The sequence below is a fragment of the Clostridium cellulovorans 743B genome, from assembly GCF_000145275.1.
Lineage (GTDB): Bacteria > Bacillota > Clostridia > Clostridiales > Clostridiaceae > Clostridium_K > Clostridium_K cellulovorans.
This window is the reverse complement of record NC_014393.1, coordinates 1998120-2020228: the sequence shown is the minus strand read 5'-3', so window position 1 is coordinate 2020228 and position 22109 is coordinate 1998120. Positions and strand designations below refer to the sequence as shown.

General features: G+C 29.8%; 18 protein-coding genes. 3 read left to right on the top strand and 15 right to left on the bottom strand.

Annotated elements, in window-relative coordinates:
* Positions 1 to 53: 53 nt before the first annotated feature.
* The 6 genes from CLOCEL_RS22760 to CLOCEL_RS08230 all read right to left on the bottom strand — a co-directional run bounded on the left by CLOCEL_RS22760 (position 54) and on the right by CLOCEL_RS08230 (position 4389).
* Positions 54 to 200, bottom strand: coding sequence for a hypothetical protein (locus CLOCEL_RS22760; protein WP_010077403.1), 147 nt, complete (start codon positions 198 to 200; stop codon positions 54 to 56).
* Positions 201 to 252: 52 nt separating this feature from the next.
* The gene (locus CLOCEL_RS08250) at positions 253 to 465 is read right to left on the bottom strand and encodes a hypothetical protein (RefSeq protein ID WP_010077404.1); all 213 of its coding nucleotides are present in this window, start codon (positions 463 to 465) and stop codon (positions 253 to 255) included.
* Positions 466 to 1009: 544 nt separating this feature from the next.
* Entirely contained in the window at positions 1010 to 1786 is a 777-nt protein-coding gene (locus CLOCEL_RS08245; protein WP_010077405.1) for a hypothetical protein, read from the bottom strand.
* Between the two features lie 125 nt (positions 1787 to 1911).
* Positions 1912 to 2463, bottom strand: coding sequence for a Pycsar system effector family protein (locus CLOCEL_RS08240; RefSeq protein ID WP_010077406.1), 552 nt, complete (start codon positions 2461 to 2463; stop codon positions 1912 to 1914).
* Positions 2453 to 3304 carry a radical SAM protein gene (locus tag CLOCEL_RS08235; RefSeq protein WP_010077407.1) on the bottom strand — a complete coding sequence of 284 codons (852 nt, stop codon included), beginning with the start codon at positions 3302 to 3304 and terminating at the stop codon, positions 2453 to 2455. Before CLOCEL_RS08235 ends, CLOCEL_RS08240 begins: the two co-directional genes overlap by 11 nt.
* A gap of 173 nt (positions 3305 to 3477) precedes the next feature.
* Complete coding sequence (locus CLOCEL_RS08230; protein WP_010077408.1) at positions 3478 to 4389, bottom strand: 5'-nucleotidase; 912 nt, start codon at positions 4387 to 4389, stop codon at positions 3478 to 3480.
* 224 nt (positions 4390 to 4613) lie between these two features.
* On the opposite strand from CLOCEL_RS08230, the gene CLOCEL_RS08225 reads away from it, so the two are divergent.
* Positions 4614 to 5549, top strand: coding sequence for a tyrosine recombinase XerC (locus CLOCEL_RS08225; protein ID WP_010077409.1), 936 nt, complete (start codon positions 4614 to 4616; stop codon positions 5547 to 5549).
* Positions 5550 to 5712: 163 nt separating this feature from the next.
* On the opposite strand, the gene CLOCEL_RS08220 is transcribed toward CLOCEL_RS08225, so the two are convergent.
* The 5 genes from CLOCEL_RS08220 to CLOCEL_RS08200 all read right to left on the bottom strand — a co-directional run bounded on the left by CLOCEL_RS08220 (position 5713) and on the right by CLOCEL_RS08200 (position 10321).
* Complete coding sequence (locus tag CLOCEL_RS08220) at positions 5713 to 5982, bottom strand: hypothetical protein (protein WP_013291686.1); 270 nt, start codon at positions 5980 to 5982, stop codon at positions 5713 to 5715.
* A 159-nt stretch (positions 5983 to 6141) separates the two neighbouring features.
* Positions 6142 to 6450: a hypothetical protein gene (locus CLOCEL_RS08215; RefSeq protein WP_010077411.1), complete on the bottom strand. Its 309-nt coding sequence runs from the start codon at positions 6448 to 6450 to the stop codon at positions 6142 to 6144.
* A gap of 967 nt (positions 6451 to 7417) precedes the next feature.
* On the bottom strand, positions 7418 to 8086 hold the full coding sequence (locus CLOCEL_RS08210) for a hypothetical protein (protein ID WP_010077412.1): 669 nt from the start codon (positions 8084 to 8086) through the stop codon (positions 7418 to 7420).
* Between the two features lie 379 nt (positions 8087 to 8465).
* Complete coding sequence (locus tag CLOCEL_RS08205) at positions 8466 to 8978, bottom strand: hypothetical protein (RefSeq protein ID WP_010077413.1); 513 nt, start codon at positions 8976 to 8978, stop codon at positions 8466 to 8468.
* A 41-nt stretch (positions 8979 to 9019) separates the two neighbouring features.
* Positions 9020 to 10321 carry a PQQ-dependent sugar dehydrogenase family protein gene (locus tag CLOCEL_RS08200; RefSeq protein WP_010077414.1) on the bottom strand — a complete coding sequence of 434 codons (1302 nt, stop codon included), beginning with the start codon at positions 10319 to 10321 and terminating at the stop codon, positions 9020 to 9022.
* 263 nt (positions 10322 to 10584) lie between these two features.
* On the opposite strand from CLOCEL_RS08200, the gene spoVB reads away from it, so the two are divergent.
* Positions 10585 to 12093, top strand: coding sequence for a stage V sporulation protein B (gene spoVB / locus CLOCEL_RS08195; protein ID WP_010077415.1), 1509 nt, complete (start codon positions 10585 to 10587; stop codon positions 12091 to 12093).
* Positions 12094 to 12250: 157 nt separating this feature from the next.
* Here the strand turns inward: spoVB and CLOCEL_RS08190 are convergent, their stop codons facing one another.
* From CLOCEL_RS08190 to CLOCEL_RS08175, 4 genes are all read right to left on the bottom strand, one after another.
* Positions 12251 to 13216, bottom strand: a complete 966-nt coding sequence (locus tag CLOCEL_RS08190) for an RluA family pseudouridine synthase (protein ID WP_010077416.1) — start codon at positions 13214 to 13216, stop codon at positions 12251 to 12253.
* A 12-nt stretch (positions 13217 to 13228) separates the two neighbouring features.
* Complete coding sequence (locus CLOCEL_RS08185; RefSeq protein WP_010077417.1) at positions 13229 to 14404, bottom strand: M20 metallopeptidase family protein; 1176 nt, start codon at positions 14402 to 14404, stop codon at positions 13229 to 13231.
* Between the two features lie 114 nt (positions 14405 to 14518).
* Positions 14519 to 16618, bottom strand: a complete 2100-nt coding sequence (gene pilM / locus CLOCEL_RS08180) for a pilus assembly protein PilM (protein ID WP_013291685.1) — start codon at positions 16616 to 16618, stop codon at positions 14519 to 14521.
* A gap of 134 nt (positions 16619 to 16752) precedes the next feature.
* Complete coding sequence (locus tag CLOCEL_RS08175; RefSeq protein WP_010077419.1) at positions 16753 to 18753, bottom strand: ATP-dependent helicase; 2001 nt, start codon at positions 18751 to 18753, stop codon at positions 16753 to 16755.
* 765 nt (positions 18754 to 19518) lie between these two features.
* Here CLOCEL_RS08175 and CLOCEL_RS08165 point away from each other — a divergent pair.
* Positions 19519 to 21999, top strand: a complete 2481-nt coding sequence (locus CLOCEL_RS08165) for a glycoside hydrolase family 9 protein (protein ID WP_010077421.1) — start codon at positions 19519 to 19521, stop codon at positions 21997 to 21999.
* Positions 22000 to 22109: the final 110 nt, after the last annotated feature.

Genomic DNA, 22109 nt, shown 5'->3' with positions numbered 1-22109 from the left:
TCATTTAGTATTCCTAAATAAACACCATCACCTTTTCTAACTTGCCTTATTGCCTAAGCCGAGTTATCCTTGTCTGATATATTATTTTTCTTTATATATTCAAAGAATTTCTCCTTACCCTTACCATATGTTTCTGATACATATGCTACAAGGTATATATCTATACAGCTTGCACCAAAATCATTTGGTCTTCCCTCCAAAATATGTGTTCTTATTATATGTCTCCAATTATCTTTGGAAAAATTCAGTATCTTAAACTGAATATCTTCTATATTTATGTGCCTTATAGCTTCTCTTTTCCCATTGCTTTAACTTTGAAAAGTCACCATTAACTTCTACCAATTTATTTAACATATTTTCTAAGTTACATAATGTCGGTATCACTTTGCTATGAAGACTTCTTCCTCTTAAATTATCTGGTAATGAAAAACTTTTCGTATTCTTCGAAAATAAAGTATTATTCATATTTCTGCTCCTTTATATAATACTTAGAGATTTTAAATGATTTTGCGTTTTCAAAAGTTATATTAGCTTATATATATTGGTTACACAATTAGATTCTTATTCTTGCTATGCTAAATGTATTGAGTTTAAGAAATTTTTCAATTTTGTATATTTATTAGCTTATGCGAGTTTTTCTAATAGTGGGCATTATTAGCCTAATCAGAAGTTGATAATTAGGTCTATAGTTCAGATGATAGTACCAAAAGTCATGTGCTTCCTATACAATATAAATATACCAGCGTAATTTTATATGTAAGCTTTTGTTTTCTCGGAAGATATGCTAATCAAAAATTTACGAGTAACTTGCTTATAGATAATTACATCTTTATTAACATCCACTCGCCTTAACCGTAGTTATGAAATTTTCACCACTAAACTTAATATATCTAAGAAAAACTAGTAAATTATACATATTAATGATAGGTGTAGGTTATCTTTATACAGAAAACTCAATGAAACACTACAGCTCAGCATCAATAACAAGTAAAATATTCTATTTCTCAATTTATTTCCGTTCAAACTTATAGTCATAATATTGGCTCATTTGCTTTATGTACTTAGATTTATGAAATTTCCATTTCTTCTTTTCATCAAGATAATAAATAAAGACATCCCCTAAAGAACTTACCCCAAGACAATTAAGATAGCATGTTATAATAATTTCAAGTACATTATAAGTTGACTTAGATATACGCTTTATTTCATTCTCTGATTCAAATCCTAGATATGCACATTTTTTTTCCCTCTTAATCCAATCATTTATTTGAGTTTTAGATGGATGAACATATACACATAACTTTTTATATACATCTCGCGAACTATTAATAAAATCTTTAATACTGGATTTTTCTAATCCAATAAGCTGTAAATCATCTATACAGTCTATTGACGATTTAGGTATTTTTTTATTAAAATAGTCAATTCTTTCTTCATAGTTTAATTGATAACAAACTTGATCTACTATTGTGTATTTTAATGCTACTTCAAGCATATACCTAAGTTCACGATAAACTGGATTAATAGCACCCTCATTAACTAACATTCCACATGATATGGCAGATTCTAAGAATGCATCACTACTATTGAATAGTAGCGAATTATTGAACAAATTTATATCTCTAGTTGAAGTGAAAAAACACGCCCTTACCACATCTATAAAATCATTCACTATACCATTAAAATATTTAATTTCTTGTTGATACTTCTCAGACTCCCTAAAAGCACCATGTTCTATTTGTTTATCAGATAATTCTTCCTTAACACATTCAATAAAACCATCCATTTATTATATCTCCTTTACATGATTTAAATTATCATATGTAAGACATCAGTTCTCTATTATAATAATCCAATTGTTCTACATTTATTGAAGTAAACTTCATCTAAATTTAGTGAGAATAGACGAATTTAAATAATATTAATATATAAAACTAAAAAAGCATTCACAATTGACATTACTACAGTACCGATCACCCATTTTTTTGCATTCTCTAATCTTTCTCTTTTTTCTTCACAATATTTTGCTAATATATATATCTGTCCCATAAAGTCTTTTAGTAAATTCTCTATATTAATATCCTCTATAAACTTACTATCACCACCATTTTTTACACGATTAATAATGCCTCTATAATAAATAAATGATTCATTAATATCCTCTGTCCTATAATTTATCTTTCTATTTTTTTTAATAAAATGTTTAGAAAGAGGATTAAATACACTCATTACTTTTACTATTGCTACAGAAAGAAAGATGATAAGCAGAGTAAAGCTTATTGCAAATACTGCCTTATAGTCCTTAATCCCGTCAATATTAAGGGAAAATAATACAGTTAATGCTGTCGCTATATATGTTAATGTATTAATATACTTTTCGCTCATACTGTCATGCCTATCAATAAAATAATGTTGTTGCAAATAAATATCTTTTAGATATTTAATCTTCTCTTCACTTTCCATTGTTTATCTCCTTAAAAATATTTAGATTCATATTAGTGTGATTATTTGCATCACAAAGTTTATTCCACACTTTCAATAATTTTTTAAAAGAGTCACGATAAATATCTCCTATGTAGTTCTTATAATCTCTTTTTTCAGATATCATAGGCATAAATACTTGTCCATCTGGTTCTATAATAAAATATCCTAAATTCCTATTTCTTCTTGAAACATATGTAACTTCTTTTTTATTCAACATTTTACTGACTTCCATCATAATATTCTCATTAATTTGATTTTCTATAATAAGCTTGTCATTTTTATATCCATACTTTAATTCATCATATATCCTCCAGACTTTAATACATTCATATTTTTTTATAATATTTGCTATACTTTTAATATCTTTTTTATTGTTATTACTTAAAACTGTTCCAATTCTAACATCACAACTTCCATTATGTTCTATATATTTGATAGTATCTATCACACTATTGTAACTTCCATTTCCTCTTACTCTATCATGTTCTTCCATAACACTAGAATCTAAAGGTATTCCTAATATATCTATATATTTTAGTAGTTCAGTATTATTTTTAAAGAAATCTGTGTTAGTTGATAAACTTATGTTAAAATCTTTTTCTTTTGCATAGCTTAAGATTCCCTTTATATCTGGATGCATTAGTGGCTCCCCACCAGTAATACTTAAATTATTAATTTGATTTAAACTCATTTCATCTAATATATTTCTTATTGTATCATAACTTAAAATATCTTTATTAGGTCTAGGTCCAAAGCAATATCTACATTTTCTGTTGCATTTATCTATAATTTGAATATCAACTACGCTTAGCTTATTCATAATAAACACCATCTTTCTTTTGAATAATACATATCAATTAAATGAATATAACATATTACTTTCCATCATAGATACAATAATATAATTAAAGTTTTAAATTATAATTCACCTCAAATTTTATCTTATATTTACTATTAAACAGAAAAAATATCAGTAAACTGCCTAATTTATAATTATGATACCTCATCTAAATTCATACTTGAATTTGATTTATATGGCACACGACCCGATGGAATTAATTCTGATGCTGGAGCAACATGAGTATCTTGATCATCAAAGAATATATGTGCATTAAATGCCTTAAGTACTTCATTCTTTGATACTCCGCCTAAAAAGAATGCATCATCTACTATACAGCCCCATTGTCTAAGTGTTAAAATAACACGTTTATGTGCTGGACTATTTCTTGCTGTTACTATTGCTATTCTTAGTAATGAACTATCCTTATCCTTAATTTTCGATAATGTTTTTAACAGCTTTCCAAATGGTCCCTCCGGCAATAATTTTTCCGCATTATTCTTTTCATTTTCTAAGAAAGCTTCTAATCCTTTCTCTTTATATATTTTCTCTGACTCTTCTGAAAATACAACTGCATCAGCATCAAATGCTATACGTATCTCATTCTCTGCAGGTTTAAAATCATTAGGAATATTATAAATCAATGCTGACGCATATCCTTTATCGATAGCATCTTGAACATCATGTTCATTTTTAGATAAAAATAAATCTACTTCAAAAGCTCCTAAATATCGTGCTATATCCTCACCGCCAGTGAATGCAGCTCTAACTATATTTAATTCATAATGTTTTATACTGTTAAAAACTCTTAGCCCTGTTTCTGGACTATTTCTCGACATTACAATCACTTCTACTATTGGCTCATCAAATTTATTATTAAGATTAAGAAGAGCCTGTATAAGTGGAAAAGCTGTCCCTTTTTCTAAAATCTTTTCTTCATTTTCTACTTGAAATTTAGAGTATTTTTCAAGCCCTTCTTTCTCATAGATTTCATTTTCTTTCTCTAAATCAAAAATTGCTCTTGACGATATTGCTATTACAAGCTTGTCCTTCAAATTATATGACATATACTTTCTCTCCTTATATTATAAAGTTTAATTTTTATTCATCAATTTTACAAGTTTGCTTTAATATTGATCCATGATTTTTTTCACTAAGTATACAATTTATTCTTCATTTATTAACGTCCCATTATAGACACAACTTATCTAATTTCAATTAGATAACTTTTTGCCTTAACAAAGTTTATAGCATAACAACTATGTTAATAATTGTTATGGAGGTGTTAATTATGCAATCTAATAAAACTTGTCCATTGGTTGAGCAATACTTAGGATATCTCTCTATAATAAAAAATCGTTCTGAAAATACAATTTTGGAATATCGCATTGATCTACTAATGTTTTTCAGCTACATTCTTAAATCACGTAGTATTACTGTTGCTGATAGCAATTTTGCCCAAATAGATTTAGAGTTTATAAAATCTATTAACCTAAATGATATGTATTCTTTTATTTCCTATTGTCAAAAAACTTTAAATTCTTCTGCCGGAACCCGTGCAAGAAAAATAGTTTCCATTCGTCAATTTTGGAAGTATCTTAAAACTAAAGCACATGTTATTGATAATAATATTGCTGAAGAATTAGAAACTCCCAAATTACCTAAGAGAATTCCTAAATATCTTAATTTAGAAAAATCATTCCGACTATTAATGGAATGCAAAAAATCTATAAGAGATCACTGTATAATAACCATTTTTCTAAATTGTGCTTTAAGATTATCTGAACTCGCTAGTTTAAACATAGATCAAGTTAATAATGATACTTTATCTGTAGTTGGCAAGGGCAATAAAGAACGTAAAATTTTTCTAACACCAGCTGCTAAGAAAGCTATTAATAATTGGTTACATATTAGAAATTCTATTAACGTTGATACTAATGCTCTATTTATATCTAGAAACAGTAACCGCATTACTACAAGAGCCATCCAAAACATCATAAAAAAATATGTTCTTTCTTCTGGATTAGATTCAAAGTCTATATCAACACATAAACTAAGGCATACAGCAGCTACTCTTATGTATAAATATGGTAGAGTAGATATACGCTCGCTACAGCAAATCCTTGGACATGAAAGTGTTGCTACAACTGAAATCTATACTCATATTTATGAACATCAACTTCAATCTGCAGTTAACTCTAACCCATTAGCTATGATGTTTACTTAACTCTATTTCTTATCTGCTATCTATGGTAGCAGCTTTTTTTATGGATAATAAGATAATACAATGTTATTAAGTATTTATATGCTTCATAAAATATATAACGTTTTTCACTGTTTGATCTAATATAACTTCAATATTTCTATCTGAGAACCTATAATATCCTGAATTAATCTTCTGGCATAGTTCCCGTTACTTCATATTTAACTTTTAGCCCATTTTTAATCACACTATAGTTATTTACCTTAGAAATATCTTCAATACTTCCTATCTCTAATATAAAATGGTCTTCAACTTCCATATCTAATAAAATTCTATATTCTTCTTGATGCTTAAATGAAATATCTTTTGTGAAAACATCATCCAAAACAATTGCATTATCAACAATATTTGGTATCCTTTTATCCCTGTATTTTACAATCGCCCGCTTTGCTCTCACATTCAAATTTTCGATAGCTACATCTACTCTATTTAAAAATTCCTCAGCATTATATATAAATAGCGCATGTGGAAGCTCATCATCCTTAAAATCACTAAGTACTTTCTCATCAAATTGAATATTAAATTCAAAGTTAGGAAAAGCATCTTTAGTACAGTTTCAAAAAATATTTCTATGCATTAGACAAAAAATAGGTGAATTTAAATACTTTTCATCTCTAATAATTCCTGGTGGAGGACCAATTTCTACTTCTTCACCATTTATAAATAATTCATGCTTTTTAATTATTAATTGAGATGCCTCTTGCTCATCACCTCTCCCTTTCTCTCCAGTTTCTTTTTCAAGATTAATAAAGTATTTAAGATTTTTCATATATAATCTTCCTGTCTTTTGTAAATTTTCCAATCGTTCCTTTGAACCTAACTTAATAAAAATATACTTCTCACCTAAATCCTTATATGTTGTCACTTTAATTAATTCCTCTCTTTCACTTCATATTCTCTATTTTGATATATAAAAATATCTTCCGAGAATTCCTATAACTTCACTCTATGACGTTATTGTACTCATAACTATGAGCTCACAGGTGTCTATTACAGAAATTTTTTGGGGGATAAAAAACATTCATATTTTAATAACGATAGGTAACAACCTCTTTTACTATCAAAGTAACTGTTAGTCTAGATTTTCCTGCAATTCACACCGTATGTGATAGTTCCATCATACAGTGTTACATCTATACAATTTCTTTTTCATATGGATTTCCAAGTCGTTTCCTAAAATTCTCTATATTCTTGCGTGTTTATATTTCTAAGTGCCTAATATTAGTAGCTGCTTTTTTAATTAGAAACGTTATTGTCTATTGAAGCGAGATTACATACCTTAGAAACCTAAAGGCAAACTGCCATTATAAACATTACTTATCCAGTTTTATGAGATAATGGCAGTTTCGCTCTCTCTCGATTTGATGTCAATCAATCAAACAATCATTATTACCCTAGAGTAGTCTTTGATAAGTAAATATTCCATTTGATCCAGCTTCCTTTTCATTTCTATTCTACATTTATAAACCCATTAGCTTTGCTCACTTCTTAGGTGTAGTCTTATTTATCAATTAGGATTGTAAGATTAGTTAGCAATGTTTTTAAATATTTTCTCGAATCTTTATAATCAATAATTAGTTTCCTAATTGCACTTTCATATTTTTCACGCGTGAAACCTAAGCCTTTTGTAATCATTGTCAGCAATTAATTTTCCGAATAAAAATTATTCTTTTTCAATAATATCTTTCAAATTAGGTCTATATTCAAATTCACCACGTTGTGCTTTATTAACTCTATTAATTCAAATAACAAGTGTATTTTAATTTCACTTTTACACAAGTGCTTTTGATTTAATATTTCCATACATATCATAACAAAACAAGATCAATATCTTATAATTCTTTTCTGTCCAAAGTTGTTGTAAGCATTGATATGACTTTAAAAGTACCATAAAATTCATGAACAATAGTTATACTTGACTTAAATTCTGGTATACCAAATACTTTTACAGTATATATACTTTCATTTTTTGTGTTTGGCTTGCCAAAATTAATAAAATTCATAGGTTTTCCTGAATAAAACTGATCAATAAATTTTTCAATCTGCTTAACCTTAAAGTCATCATTACTTTCAAAATTAGGATAAATATGAGAAATAGAATAATGTAAAGGAAGTGAACAATCACAGCTTTTATAAATTATTCCACATGATAATGCCGTGAAGAACTCATCAAATCTCGAAATGTCAACTTTATATTTCACAGTTCCATTCTCCATACTAACAGCATGCTCTAATAGTTTCTTACGTAGTGCATTATTGTTGAAATCTAATTGCGGTTTTACTTTGTTAAGAAATACTTCTCGAGCTCGATTACTTGGTGATGCATTCATACATATATGGATTAGTACATAAAGATCATTTTGGGACTTGGCATTGTTGTGTTTTTCGCATGATTTAACAGTTAATAATTGTTCTTTTTCTCCATCTGGAAAGAATGAACGTGGAGGAATATGCTCTTTTGTTATTCCTTCATCATTACATCCTTGATAATAGCATTTCATTTAACATCCCCCTTTCATGAAAATTTATAATTATTGTCGAGCATAGTACATAACGTTTCCGCATCTCCAATGTTGCTGGATCGTACCCATAAGGAATCCCATGTTGGTGCTTGCTATCAACTACCCATTATAGACATTAGACGCACTTCTCTATAATTCTACTATTCTTCAATTTAATTCAAATCCCTTCACTAAATAACAATTAATAAGTATTTTTACAACCTTTTACCAAATAGCTCGACACAAACAAAAGCAGCAAGCAAGGTTTTACCCCACCTACTGCCATACTCTTATAACACATAATATTCTATAGCTTTAATTTCAACCTTCTTCTTTCTTGCCAGTTATTGAGCCTTTCCAATTCTTTTTCAATTCCTATTTATCTTCTCACCGCGATTTTCTTTCTGCCCTTAATATAGTAGATACCATTTGAGCACTTCGTATCAAGAACATCAAAACACTCCGACACTATGGTTAACGTTGATGACATTGTTGTATCCTTTAGAGGATTACTTTCCTTAATCTCTATTTCCTTCACCTTTTTATCTGGAAGTGCTACTATAACCTTTTTGGTTATACTTTCTTTAAAATTCTTTTCAACATCCCATATGTACAAATCGCCATTTGACTTAAGTAATCTGCTTACATTCTTTAATAGTCGTTTTTTACTGTAGGTAAATAATACTTCTCTTAATGAAAAAAACATCACACAAGAATCGTAGGATTCTTTAAATGCTTTTTCCTGTTCTTTAATGTTATCTACATAATCAACAGCGATTTCATCTTGAAAACTCTTACACACACTATAAACTATACCATAATTTTCAAAGCCAATATCTAAAACATCGCCTCTGAATACTTCATTCTCCATGTTTATAAAAACGCCACTCATACTATCATCTCCCCAATATAGACTATGACTATCTTCAAATATTATTTATTATGCTTATTCTTTAGATTTTCATATAATACCTTAAGTAAGATTAATACTGATATAAATATTGTTGCCAACAGTATAAATGCTTTTCTATTCTTTATAATAACTTTATTATCCTCTGTTCCTATTGAAATAACATTTCCATTTTTTCTATCTAAAAGATACAGCTTTTCATCTATAAATTTCATACTTGCTATGTCTGAAGCTATTCCTAACTTCGCAAATTCTGTAACAGCACCTTTTTTATTCAGTGTATAAATTTTCTTTGCTGTACTATCAAAAAAGTATATAAAATCCTTTTTTCCTAGATATCCATCTTTATCTACCGTAAGCATCTTGATAGATGAAAGATATTTATGAATATACATAGGCGCTGGGGGGTTTGTTGTAGGATGATTGTCCATAACAAAAGCTACCCTTGTATCATCAATTCCTAAAAACCTAGGTGATTCAACTGGATCTCCACCGCTGTAATCTGGCCATCCATACCAGCTTCCATCTCTTATAATATAAATGTAATCATTATCTCCTTTGATTGGCCTTAAGCCTTTATTCTCCATGCCGCTAACAGCAGCTATAAGATTTCCCATACTGTTAAATTCCATTCCCTCTACGCTTCGTATTCCCCAAGCCATAGTATTATAGGAATTTTTCTTAAGGTCATATATTAAAACACTAGCATTCCCTATTCCCTTGCCCTTTATTTTGCTTCCTTCTTCAACATTCTCACCGTAAGACATAAAGGCTCCTGTCTTTGCTTCTCCGAAAATCTTTCCTTTTGAGGTTATTGTATATGGAAGAATATCTTGCTTTTCTCCTTTTTCTGCAACTCCAGAGTTTGTACTGCTCCCAATGGCTATGTATAACTTATCATTATATAATCTCATAATAGGTTTGTGAGCATAACTCACTGGTAAATCTTTCATAAGCTCAGTAATCTTTTTATTTTTTACATCGATCTTATAGAGAAACTTTTGAGAAATAAAAAATACATTATCATGACTCCAACTCAGTGTTGAAATATCATACTTTTTACTTTTTACTATGTACTTAGTATCGCCTTTATTAGATATTAATAATATTTTATCTTTGAAAGCTACATAAAAATTCCCCTGATTATCACTTACGAAATCCCTTGCTCCTTCTAATCCTTTATACTGTATACTCCAATATAAATTGTTATCATTAATTTTTATATCATAGCCTTTTAGAATTAAAGTTACGCCTAAAACACAGGCAGTAACTGCTATAGAAACAATAATTAGTCTTATCATTCCTTTAAAATATCTCTTCTTCATTTTCCCTCCACCATTTCTATAGTTCTTATGTTATTTATATTGGATCTTTATATATATTATGATAAGTTTCATAGACTCTTCATCCTGTAAAAAATATAAATTTATGACCGATAAAAATAATTCTTTGCATATAGTAAAAATGCCCTTCATATTTTATAAAGAACATCTACTATATAAAATCATATTTTTTTGAGAACTTATTTCTTAATTTAATAAACCATAAAGGTTTTTTCATTAATAATCAATGGGGGGTGCTTATATCCTTGAAAAAGATAGATAGCTTTTTAAAAGAAACTTTGATATTGTCTATTTCCAATTCAGCTATGGGTGTATTTCGCTTTGTTTTTTCTATTATTCTTACAAGGAAATTAGGCTCAGAAGGTTTAGGCTTATATGCTCTTGTTATGCCTGTTTATGACCTTTTTATATGCCTTGCCTGTGGAGGGCTAGTAGCATCTATTTCAAGGAAAGGTGCAGAGTTTCATAGTCAAAAAAGATATAAGAGCTTACTTAAAGTTGTTAAGGTTTCAATAACCTTTGAGCTAATATGGTCAACTCTTATAGCTATTACTATATTTTTCTCTTCATCCTTTATAGCTACTTATATTATTAAAGATGTAAGAACAGCTTTATCTATAAAACTTATAAGTCCAGCTATAATATTTGTTGCGCTAAGTGCTATTTATAAATCATACTTCTACTCTATATCAAAGGCTGTTACTCCTGCGTACATAGATATTCTAGAAAAACTTATTAGAATTTTTGCAATTTTAGCTTCTATTGAAATTTTGCATCTAAAAGATTTAACAGAAACAGTATCAGCAGTATATGGAGCATTTATGTTTGGAGAATTTGTAAGTTTGCTTTTTCTTGTGGTTAGCTACAATAACAGTAAAAAAAAGCTACCTGTGGAACCAAATGAGAATATAGAAAATTCAGTACAAATACTTTTTGACGTTCTTATAGTAATGGCACCACTACTTATTAATACTTTACTTAGTTCTATCCTTGGTACAGCTTCAACCTTGATAGTTCCAAGACGTCTTGTTGCTTCTGGAGTCTCATATAGTGAAGCATTAACTTTAATAGGTGAATTTACAGGTATGGCTTATACAATAACAATGTTTCCTGCGATAATTATAATGTCAATGGCAACGTTGCTTGTTCCAGAACTATCTAAAGAAATAGCTAACAAAAATTACTTTAGATTAGAAAGAAGAATTGTTCAATCTTTGAAGCTATCTTTTTTCCTTGGAATAGCAACTATTGTTGTGGGATCATTAATTCCTAAAGAACTTGGGGATATTTTTTATTCTAAACCTCATATTGCTCCATATATAAAGTTTGCAGCTTTCACTGCACCACTTATGTATTTATCTAGTACTACTTTTGGATTGCTCAGTGGTCTTGGAAGACAAAAAGAGATTCTAAGAAATTCTCTTATAATGTCTGTAGTAGAAATAATATGTCTTTACATATTTACAAGAATTCCTTTTATAAATATTTATGGTTATGGTATAGCAGTATTTGTAACTACAGCTTTAGCTTACATCCTAAATATAATTGAGATAAAGAAAGTAGTGTATTTAAAAATTAGTTATGTCAATGTATTCATCTATTGCTTAATAGGATTACTTACATTTTTAATATTTGGAATTTTCAACAATATTGTTCCGCCCTTACCATATAACATAAAAGTTATATGCATCATTGCTGGAACATTCCTTAGTTATTTTTACCTTTCAAAAAAGTCTACTCAATATCTTAGTTAAAAAAATTAGCACTCTAGAGTTTTATAAATCTAGAGTGCTAAAAACTATATAAGTTCCGATAATATTTCTACATAATATACATATACCATTGATAACCTTAATGTATTTTTCTAATGGAAACATCTATAACGATTATTTTATTGTCTAAAAATTCTTGTTAAAAGAATTTTAATGTATCATTCTTGATCTTTTTAAGTACAGGTGGTAGGGATTCAGCTATAGTCTTATTTTCCATATACTTTATTTTTTCTGGACAATCTCTAAAAATCAACTTATACGCATATAAGAATTGATAATTAACCCCATATTTATTATTAAAGAAACTATTAAGCTTTTTGTCACCGTACTTACTATCTCCAACAATTGGGTTCCCTAAATGACTTAGATGAGCTCTTAACTGATGGCTTCTTCCTGTTATAAGTTCAATATCTAAAAGAGAATAAGAACCAACAGTTTCTAGAGTTTTAACTTCCATGGAAATCTTCTTTCTATCTGCTCCACCTTCATTATATATCTTAGAAAGATTTTGACTTTCATCCTTAGAAATATAAGCATCATATCTTCCATCTTTAAGCTTTCCTTGAACTAACGCCATATAGTATTTCTGTATTCTTCTATCCCTTACCATCTCATTTAAAGCTTTTAAGCCCTCAAAAGTTTTTCCAAAAATAACAATACCACTAGTGTTTCTATCTAGCCTATTACAAGAAGCTGGTGTAAAAGTTACTTCATTTTCTGGTAAATAGTCTCCTTTGTCGTGAAGATACGAAAGCACATAATCTGTTAGTGTTGGATCTCCGTTCTTTTTATCTGCATGAACTAATACTCCTGGCCATTTTTCAACTAGAAGAATGTTTTCATCTTCAAAAGTTATTTTCAAATGAACATTTTCTATCTTTTGAAAGTTAAGTTCCTTTTTTGGTGATGCCTGAACGTACTTTGAGGTTTCTACCACATCACCTTCTTGAAGAAAATAGTTCTCCTTAACTTTTTTTCCATTTACTCTGATATCTCCCTTTCTAAAAGCTTTGTATAAAGCACTTAAAGGCAGATCTTGAAGCCATTTTCTTACGAACTTATCAGTTCTTTGACCTTGTTCATTTGTTCCTATAGTAATTCTCATATATTCCTCCAATTATCCCTTCAAAAACTCAAAGGCTGCTGTACATTGAATTGCAACTCCAATAGGAAGAGCATCTTCATCAACATCAAAGAGGCTTCCATGGGCTGGATGTACAATTCCCTTTTCTTCATTCCTAGTACCTAGAACATAAAATGCTGAAGGTTTTGCATTAGAAAAATATGCAAAGCTTTCAACTCCCATACTTGGAGCTTTAAGCTTTATTACATTCTCCACGCCTACTACTTTTTCTGCTGCATCTTTAATTAGATCAACAGTAGCATTGTCATTTATTAAGCAAGGGTATCCTTCTGATATTTTTATCTCACAAGTACCTCTCATAGCTTTTACAATTCCTTCTGTTATTTCTGGAACTCTTCTTGTAACAAGTTCTCTATGCTCAGGTTTAATAGTTCTTATAATTCCACCAATTTTAACTTCTTCAGGAATTATATTTTGAGCTGTTCCTCCACTTATAAAACCAATAGTAATAACAGTTGCATCTGTAGGAGTTATTTCTCTGCTAACAATAGTTTGAAGAGCATTAATAACATTTGCAGCGATAACTATTGGGTCTACTGCTGAATCTGGGTGAGCTCCATGTCCACCCTTACCTTTAATTGTTATTGTAAATGGGTTCGAAGCAGCATTGAAAATATCATATATGATACCAGCTTTTCCACATGGTATATCCTCTGCAACATGAAGACCAATAACTGAATCAACTGTTGGATTTTCAAGAGCACCTTCTTCTATCATGAGAGTTGCTCCACCACTAGTTTCTTCTGCTGGCTCAAATAAAATTTTTACATTTCCTTTAAATTTATCTTTGTTTTTATTCATAACCTTAGCCACGCCTAATGCTATAGTAGTATGTGCATCATGACCACAAGCATGCATCTTTGAATCGGCTGTAGATTTATAATTACATTGCTTTCTATCTTCAAGTGGCAATGCATCCATATCAGCTCTAACTGCAATAGTTTTTCCTTCTCCTAACTGCCCTTTAATCGTTGCTACTACTCCGCATTTAGCCACAGTAAAATACTCTATACCCTCTTTTTCTAAAAACTCACATATCTTTTTAGAAGTCCTTGGCAAATCAAAATCAAGCTCTGGATACATATGAAAATCTCTTCTTGCTGCAATTAATTCATCTTTTATTGCTAATGCTTCTTTTAAAAATTCCAAAAGTTTTCCTCCTTATATTTCCTCTAACTACTTATTATATTATATATTATCAATTAAGGGGGATATTCTTATTGTCTCATAGTATATAAGCTTTCAAACTCATATAATAATCTATTATAGTTCATCCCAACCTATAGATATTTCATCTCCATGTTTTAGTACATCACCAAAGCTTGCTTTTTTACCATTGAGCAATAATCGTAACATTCCTTTTGCTGAACTGAGATCAAAATTCACATAATTAAATATATCTACAAATACATAGCTTTCTTTACCTTTTAAAATTATCTTCTCATTATTTACTGCTACTTCTATTTCACCTAACACTACTGTATTTACAGTTTTATTCTCAACATGATCAGATAAATTTATTACTTTATCTGAAGCTTCTAATCCAACGGCTACTTCTTTATAAACTTCTTCAGTTGATAAATTATTACCTTCACCATCTTTTGATTTCTCTATTTCCTTTGGTTTCTCTATTATTCTTATCTCACTATAAATTTTATCGCCTTCGTTTATCTCATAATATTCATTGATCAATTTATTACCACAATAAAAATCATACATATCGCTGGTGTCTTTTAGCATATATTTTCTAAAATCACCTAGAGTACGAGGATAGACAACATCTACTACGTCATTTTCTTGAATTATCTCCTCAAATTCTGCTTTCACCTGATTCTTAGTGGCAATAGGTTCTAAATAGTATAATTGTTCATTATAATAAAAGCTTATAGACATAACATCCTTAACATACTCTAAAATCTTTGGTTTTGCAGGCTCTCCATCTTTAGCAAAGTCAATTTTTATTTTATCTCCTTCAGCTACCTTTGAATCTATATTGCCTATTTCACCATTTATTTTTATTACAGCATTCTTTCCAGTTCCACCAAACCCTATTCTTGTAGCACCATTTAACTTAAATCTTATATTCTTACCTTTTCTCGCCATGATTACCTTAGGATTTAAACCTGCTTGAAGTATTACATCCATAACAGTGTTTTCACGGTAATTAAAAAGACTTATTACACTGTCGTTTAATATTACATCAATAAAATCATTGCCACTTTTCTTTAAGGATTCTAAGGCTATTCCAAGTACTGTTACTCCTGTGCTTCCAAAAGACAAATCTGCACCAATACAATCTTCAACAGCCTCTCTTCCTCTTATCCCAACTCTTTGAAGCGGTAAATTAAGATTTTCTGCTACTAATTCTTGAAGCAGAGGCGTATGAGCTCCCCCACCAACTAAAAACACAGCATTTGGAGCTTTATTTCCATTGAGTTCTAATATCTTCTGTGAAATATCATCTGCAAGCTTCTTTATAACAGGAGTGATTACCTTCATTACTTCTTCCTTTGATACTACAGTTTCAAAGCCTAAAATATCTACAATAGTAATCTCTTCTTCTGTCTGCAATTTTCTTTTAATTAACTCTGCGCTATTGAAGTCGATTAAATAATTTTTAGCTAAAGCTTCAGTTATTTCATCACCAGCATTTGAAACCATTCCGAAAGCACTAACTGTATCATCGCTAGTTATAGCTATATCGGAAGTTCCTGCTCCAATATCTACTAAAGCTAAATTTAATAGTCTTAATTTTTGCGGAACCGCTGCTTCAATAGCAGCTATTGGCTCTAAGGTTAAACTATACACAGATAACCCAACTTTTTTGATAACAGCATATAAACTATCTACAACAGATCTTGGAAGAAAAGTTGCTATAACCTCTAGTCCTATATTTTCACCTTTATGTGATAATAAATTGGATATAAGATAGCTATTTAAGTAATAGTTTTTAACTGAATAACCAACACAAAACAACTTTCCATCAGTAGTTTTATTTATTTCTTCTTCTGCTTTTTTTACAGCAGTAAGTTCAAGACCTCTTAAGATTTCTTTATCAATTTCCTTTTCAGGATCTGCTTCCATCTCAACTTTTACTTCAACAGTTCTTAAAAATCTTCCAGCTGCTGCAATTGCCACTTTAGTTAAAGGTTCTTTTACTTTTTCTTCAAGAGATTCTTTAACCTTCTCAACTGCTTTAGCCACAAGTCCTATATCATGAATTTGCCCATCAAGCATGGCTCTTTCTTCATGCTCAACCATAGCTTCCGCAACAATATTCAATTTTTTATCCTTAACAAATCCAACTGTTCCTATAACAGTCCGAGTTCCTATATCTAAAGAAAAAATCAAATTACCCATCATATAAACCTTCCCACTCTTAATATGAACGCCCTTATTGATCTTTGAGCTTACTTAAAATTATATAGCATTATTAACATTTGTTCAAAGACTTCCGCATTTTTTTGCTCAGATAATAGTTATTTTTGTTTTTAACATTACTTAAGCAAATTATTATTGATCACTATGTCACTTTTAAAGCTTCGCTCCATACCTTTATCAAAGATTATATCTATCCTTTCAGCATCACAATATTTAATAGTTCCTTTGCCAAAAACATTATGGACTACTTCTTGTCCAACCTTGTAAGGAATATCAATTTTCTTATTCAAATTAATTCTACATTGTTCTATGAAAAATGACGGTTCTCTAAATTTACCTTTTACGTTTCTGGGAACATATAAGTAAAGATTGTTAATTGCCCGGGTAATAGCTACGTAGAATAATCTTCTTTCTTCTTCAACATTATCAGCATTTTTATGGGGGATACTATCCTCTACACAATTAATTATAGCTACTTCCTTAAACTCCATCCCCTTAACACCATGGATCGTTGATAAAATAACCTTATCTTCATTTTCCATACTCTTATTCTTATTATTTTCTAAAGCTTCACTATATTCCCTTATGTGGTCAAGAAGTTTTAAAATAGATGTTATATTTTTTGTAGCTTCTTGAAATTCATTAACTATATCCATTACTTCTTCTACTGGGATTTTAAATTTTGCTGCATAATCCGTAAGAAACTCACCATAATTTAATTCATTAATTATGCTATAAATAGCTCCTTGTAAGCTTTTCTTATTTAAGCCTTGAATATCCCTCTTTAAGTTGTCGATTACCTTAAGCTGAAAGGTCTTTATATTCTGATCCTTTTTTAATAATTCAAAAACATCCTCCTTATAACTATAACTTCTAACCTTTTCAAGAGATACTTTGCTAAAATACCTAAAAGGCTTATTTATAATTCTAAGAAAGCTTTCTTTATCATATTGATCGATAGCTAATCTCAAGTAAGCAATAACATCTTTGATTATAAAATGATCAAAAAAATTATATTCCTTATCTAATAAATAGAAAGGAATGTTCTTTCTTAAAAATGCATCGATTATTGCTCTACTTTCATTATTTGTTCTATACAAGACAGCAAAATCTTTATAGCTTGCAGAATTATCAACTACTTTTTTTGCTATGGATATTGCGATTTCTTCTCCCTGTATATTTTCATCATAAGGTCTTGATACCTCTATTTCACCTTTAGAAGTCTTAAAAGCTTCAACTACTTTTTTATTTCTTTCCTTATTATGTTCAATAAGCTTCATAGAAGTATCTACAATATTATAATTGCTTCTATAATTAGTACTTAAATATAATTTCTTTCCACCGTTAAAAGTTTCATTGAAATTTACCATACATTGTGGTTTCGAACCTCTAAAACCGTAAATACATTGATCCTCATCACCAACTGCATAAACACTATTAGCTTTATTTAAAAGCAACAATATTTCTAATTGTATGCCATCACAATCTTGAAATTCATCAACCAGAATATGTTTAAACAAATTTCTATAGTTATTTAGAATTCTTTCATCTTCCTGAAAAAGTTCTAGAATTTTTATTTGAAGGTCATCAAAGTCCATAAGTCCTTTAGATTTTTTATAATTCTCATAACTTTCATAGCATCTCAAAAAAATATCTTTATCTATTTTTACTACAGCTTCAATCTCTATATTTCTCGAAGTTTTGACTAAGGATATAGTGCTTAATGTCTCCTTTATTTTTTCTTCACTTATTTCATCCATATATGTTACTAATACTTTTTTAACTATGCCATATGCTTCTTTTGTTTCTATCAGTTTTATATCTATATAATTTCTTAGAATTTTATAAAACAATCCATGAAAAGTTCCAAAAAACGGCACTCTACCATCATCACTTAATTTCTTATACCTCTGCTTCATATTTTCTGCAGCAGCTTTAGTAAAAGTTATAACTATTATATTTCTATAATCAATCCCTCTATTTTTAATAAGGTGGTAAACTCTATTTATTATTACTGTAGTCTTTCCTGCTCCCGGTGCTGCTACAATCAATGTATTTCCATCTTCACAATAAACAGCTTTTCTTTGATCCTTATCTAGTTTATATTGCTTTTGCATTCCATTCCTCCAAAAAACAATTCAGCTATTATATATTGTATCCTGTTACCTTGATCATTGCAAAATATTATATAATTAGATTTGAAATAGACTTTTTCCCTATCCCTCTGGATTTCAATAAAATTCAAGAATGTAAAAGAAAACTTTTTAGGATAATTAAAGGATTTATTTTGATTATATAGCAAAACATTACCCATTTTACATCACATTATTACCCTTGTACTAGCATTTATTGTTAGTATAATGAAATTAGGTGAATATTTTACCATAAAATAATTATACGGTGAATATTTTACTATTTAACAAAATTCTTATCTTAATTACGAGAATTTAGTAGACTAGATACCTTCCTTGTCCCAAATATTTCAATTATGTATATATTTATTTATTAATGTTCATATTTGTAGTTTTATAAAGGATTTTTCAATGTTTTGTATAATATATAAATATACAACAATTTATTACATATTTATATAACTCTATTGCCTAATATTTTTACATATTTTTAAATTACATTTAGGTGTAAACAAAATTACAGATTTTTAGTATATCTTTAGATGTAGATGTAATCGTTTTAGAAAACTTTTCCATCTACATACAAATAGTGTTTATAGCTTTTCCCTTTACATCCGTCATTTTGTTTTTCACAAATTTAAATTGTAAAAGCTTTAAAGGGTACAAGTTATATATATATTTAAAAAATTAATAGGTTGCTGCCTTATATACATTTTTTTTGCGGCAACACTAAATGGAGGTAGTTATTTAATGAAAAACAAAAAAATCATGGGCTTGGTGTTAGCTGCTAGCCTTACAGCCTCTGTATTTACACCTATTTTAAGTGTAAATGCTGACACTACTGTCTCAAGAAAACTAATGGATTTAGAAGTATTTAAAAGCGCTTCTATTACAGGTTGGTCTGGTAGTGCTGGAGGAGAACTTGAAGTTGCAAGTGATAGTAATCTTCCAATAGACACCTCTGCTACCTATAACGGTTTACCATCTCTTAGACTTAACGTAACAAAAGCTTCTGCACAATGGTGGTCAAGCCTTTTGACCTTAAGAGGATGGTGTACTCAAGATCTTACTCAATATCTTGCTAATGGTTACCTTGAATTTAATGTAAAAGGAAAAGTTGGAGGCGAAGACTTCCAAATAGGTCTTCAAGATCAAACTCATGAAAGAGCTGCTGGTGATTCAGTAACTTCTGTAAAAAGTATAAAAAATTATGTGAATATTAGTACAAACTGGCAACATGTTAAAATTCCACTAAAAGATATTATGGGTCCATCAACAGGCTTTGATCCAACTACAGCTAGATGCATTAACATTGTAAAAGGATCTTCTGAAATATTTACAGCATGGATAAATGATTTAAAAATAACTTCAACAGACAACGAAAAATCCTATGCTCCAATAAAGGTTAATCAAGATGGTTATTTACCATCATCAGAAAAATATGCTCTTGTTAGTGGATTCTCTGATGAACTTAACGCAAATGCTGGAAGTCAATTTCAAGTTAAAGATGCAACAACTAATGCTGTTGTATATTCAGGTACATTAACTTTAGCTAGTAGCTTTGATTCTGATTCAGGTGAAAAAATATTAAAAGGTGATTTTTCATCAGTTACAACTCCAGGAACTTATTATATTTCCGTACCTGATGCCGGAAATTCAAACTCTGTTAAATTTAAAATTGCCAGTGATGTATATAAAAATTTATTATTTGATTCTCAAAGATACTTCTTCTATCAAAGACAAGGCATAGAACTTAAAGCACCATATGTTACAGATTATCCTCGTACAGATGAAACTCCTAATGATGCAATTGCACAATTCGAATCAGGAACTCAACCTGCTCGAGAAATTACTAAAGGTTGGTATGATGCAGGTGATAAAGGAAAATATATAAATAACGGTGCCTTAGCTGTATCAAATATGTTCTGGGCTTATGAAATGTTCCCAGAGACCTTAAAAGATAATCAGTTCAATATTCCAGAAAGCGGTAATGGCGTTGTCGATATCCTTGATGAAGCAAGATGGGAGGTAGAATGGATCTTAAAGATGCAAGATTCAGTTTCTGGCGGTTTTTATGCAAGAGTACAATCTAAAGATGGAAAAGATGGCGATTCTAGTGCGCCAAGAATTATAAAAGATGGATCAACTAATATTAAATCTACTGATGATACTGCATGTGCCGCAGCTATATTAGCACATTCATATATTATGTTTAAAAATATTGATCCTACCTTTGCTAACAAGTGTCTTGAAGCAGCTAAAAGTGCTTGGAGTTATTTAGAAAAGAATCCTACAAATATAGTTTCGCCATCAGGTCCATACAATGTATACAATGATTCTAGTGATAGATTATGGGCTGCAGCAAGCTTACTTAGAGCAACTAATGAAGATAAGTATAATACTTATTTCCTTAACAATTACTCTAAATTTTCTACTTACTTTAGAGATGCCAACGGCTATGGTCATAACTGGGGCGACATGTGGACAACAGCTTTCTGGTGCTACTTAAAAGCAGATAAAAAAGATAGCAATGCGGTTAGCTGGATCAAAACTGAGTTCAGTACATGGTTAGACAATAAAATCTCAAGAACCAGCACTAATCCATGGCAAATCAGCAACCCAACTGGAAGCTTTTTCTGGGGAATCAACTCCAATATTTTATTAACTTGGGAAGATGCCATAATAGGTTCCAAACTTTTAGGTACTTACTCTGATACTATTGCTAAACAAACCCAAGCAAGTTTAAACTGGATATTAGGAGTAAACCCTCTTAGAAAATCTTTCGTAACGGGCCATGGCGAAGATAGTACAAAAAAAATATACCATGTAACCTACAGTGCAGATGGTAAAGCTGGCGTACCAAATGGTTATTTAGCAGGCGGAATTAATGCTTCAGAAGGAAAAACACTATCAAACTTCCCTGGAAAATGCTATATAGATAGCGATGGAGATTGGGTAACTAATGAAAACTGCTTAAACTGGAACGCATCCCTAGTATTCATTTCAACCTTTGTTAACTCATCAACACCTACTTCTTATAAACTAGGCGATTTAAATAACGATGGTAAAATCAACGCTATTGATATGGCATTAATGAAAAAAGGTATTTTAGGTGGTTTTACAGATTCAGCTACACAATTAGCAGGTGATGTTAATAAAGATGGCAAGACTAACGCTATTGACTTAGCATTAATAAAAAAATATATACTAGGCCAAATTAATAGCTTCTAAAATTATAGTGCATAACTAAATTTAATAGTTCTAGTATCATACATAGCTAAAATAATAGCCTCCTTTGATTTTTCAAAGGAGGCTATTTACATAGGAGTTTATTAAAAAGT